This is a genomic window from Pontimicrobium sp. MEBiC01747 (assembly GCF_053601635.1).
The window spans coordinates 1-2,912 of record NZ_JBSHNS010000349.1 but is presented as its reverse complement, the minus strand read 5'-3'; the positions used below and the strand labels follow the sequence as shown (position 1 = coordinate 2,912).

Annotated in this window: 1 protein-coding gene; it reads right to left on the bottom strand. The window is 33.2% G+C overall.

The features are described 5' to 3' along the window. On the bottom strand, positions 1-2,912 hold a 2,912-nt coding region (locus tag ACVC2P_RS11335; protein WP_452598584.1), incomplete at both ends, for a DUF6603 domain-containing protein.

The following is a 2,912-nucleotide window of genomic DNA, read 5'->3' as shown; positions in this document are numbered from 1 at the left end:
GTACTGGTGTTCCTTTAAAATATTCGGTTCCTCTTTTTATTATTTTTTCTTCTATTTTATCTTCTTCTATATCTTCTATATCTGCATCAAATACATCTTTAAGTAACTCACATATTTTATTTCTTTTTTCTGAAACTTGTGCTTTATTAAACGTTTTTTCTATGATTCCTTTTACTCGGGTTGACACGCCTTCTTTATCGCTATAATACCCTAATACATCGTATTCATGATATGCTGCTCCTACTTTTACTGACTCAAATTTCCATTCGCTTTCTTCATGTGTATCTTCTTCTAGTTTAGAAAAATCAAATATTCTAATTTGTTGTGGTTCTTTTGTTTTCTTTTTTGAAAGTAGTTCTACTCCAGATAGTACATTTGTAATTACTTTTGATGTGCCTGGATTATTATTGTTGTTTTTAGATGCTGTCGCTCCCCATAATGCTTCTGCTACACCTTTTGCTGAACAGATGTATGATAAGTCGTCTATTTTTAAGGTTTTACCACCTAGCATCACCTTAACATTCATATTAAATGTTACATCTTTAGCCGTAAATCCGCAAGGTCTTATTCCTATTTGTAGTTCTCTTTTGCTATAGTTGCTATTACCTATAGCCGATTTCATTACTGTTTCTTTTGGTAATTGCTTGCCATTAATTTTTAAGCTAGAAACTGGTATAAACGATTCTATAGAAATGCCCAATTGGTATGGGTTTACTACCGAGAATTTTTCTTTTCCTTTTACTTCTATTAAACCATTACTTATGGTTATATTAATTGGGTCTATGTTTGAAACAGATTGGTGTCCATTTACATTTGTAGCGGCTACTCTAGCTACTGGTGCATTAGAGCCTTCTTTTTTCTGTGGTATAAATCCTGTAGCAAATTTGTGCCATTTAAGGTTTTGTGGTTTTGTTTTTTTATGGTTTCCAAAAGGAATGGTAAATGAAAAAATAGTCCAATCTACATAAATTTCTCCTGCAAATGGAGGCCCCCATAAGTGTAATTGCACACTCATTTCGAAATTAAAGTGCACTCTTACAAATGCTATTTTTATTCTGGCTTCTATTCTAATAGTTATACCCATATCTATAGCATACTGAAATGGTGCCCATGCTATTAGCATATTTGCCCATAGTACAAATGTTACTTTTACTATAGAGGTTTTAAAAAGCACTTCCCATTTTCCTCCTGCCATTATTGCCGAGGTTGTTAGTGCATAGTATAATTCTCCTTTTATAATAAGTTGTTTACTAATTCTCCAATTTAAAGCTACTCTAGGTACTGTTGGATAGTGTGTTGGTTTATTAAATTTTGGATGATAGCCTCCTAGTGTTATTACAAAATCGCCTTCATGGGGTCCTTTTATCCAGGTATAGAATGCAAATCCTCCTGATAGTTTACAGTTTTTAGATAACACATAAGAGTTTGGTGTTAGTACGGCTTCTACAGAGATGACATCGCTTCCTGGACCAAAATGTGCTAATATTGCTAGTTCTATATATACTATTGGTTCTTTCGAAATAGACTTCTCTGGCCAACTTAATCTTGAAAGTCCCATAATGGCAAACTCTAATTGGGTTCCAAAATTTACTGTTAGTAATACAAAAGATTCTATTATTTTAAACGACGAGAACTTGATACCTACTGCAAACCAATAATCTCCTACAGAAATTTCTATGGGTGTTTTCCCGTTTTTCATAGGTGTTTCTAAACTACCTAAAACCGAGAGCAAACCGCCATCTTTTTCTGGTTGCATAGCTAATGAGACTAATGGATATGATGCTACTTCATTTACAGATGGGATATTAACTTTTCTATTATATCCAAATCCTGCTGCTAAACCTGTTACAAAAAAGAATGCTGGACCTCCTATTGGGCCGTTAAATACACCGTAAATAAATAAAGATGCTCTATTCTCTACTTTTCCATAAGAGCCTATTGCTGCTATAGAGAATTTACTTACTTTTATTATGGCTCCACCATTATAAACATCTATTGTTTTTCCTTTATAGGTTGTTGTAGCATGCAAAAATGCTCCCGATATTTCTATTGGCGGTACTTTGTACGATAGTCCTAATCCATCTAAATAAAAATCTGGGGTTTCTGGTGGCCATTTTAGTTTAAAGCCTAAACCAAAGCCCATGAGTTCCATTCCCATTCCCGCCATTTCCATAGAGGCATCTAATAATAAAATAACTTTACTGTTTTCGTAAGCAAAGCCTATTCTTTGAAGGTTTACAGGCCCAATCTTTTTATTTATTTTTTTCCATTTAGCTTTAGATGAAATAGCTCCTCCCAATGGTTTAACGACTTCTTTTGTGCTATTTTCAGACTCACTTGTATCTGCTTCGTAATTTTTATTATTACCATCATTTAAAACATAATAGTTTTCTTTTCCATTAATGATGAGTTGAGTCGAGATATTAAAACCTTCTGCGACATCTACTTTTGGTAAGGCTGCAAAGCTTTTAAGTTCTTCTTTTGTAAATGTTCCTTTTGCATAAATTGCTAGGACTTCTTTAAAGGCAAAGGCATTTTTTTGAGATAATGTAGGGCCAGCTAATGGTAGTTTTTTTAGGTCTAATGCTAAATCTGCTCCCATACCAAAGAGAAGACTGGTTTTATTTTCTTCTTTTTTAAGCAGTAAAAAGGCTTTAAAGTCTTTAAGTGTAAATGCTAACTCTGGTATTTGTTTGGTTACTTCGGCACCAAAGAAATAGGTTGCTAATTCTCTTAATTTTATGGTTACTTTACCTTTATTAATATATCCTGCATAGACATACCAGCCTATTTCGTTTTTAGAGAATTGCAGTTCAAAACGATGGGTATTTACTTTTAAAATACCTTTAAAAAGAAATGTTGCTTTTTTACCATTTTTTGCTTTGGTATAGTCTACAATAATAGCCGCATCA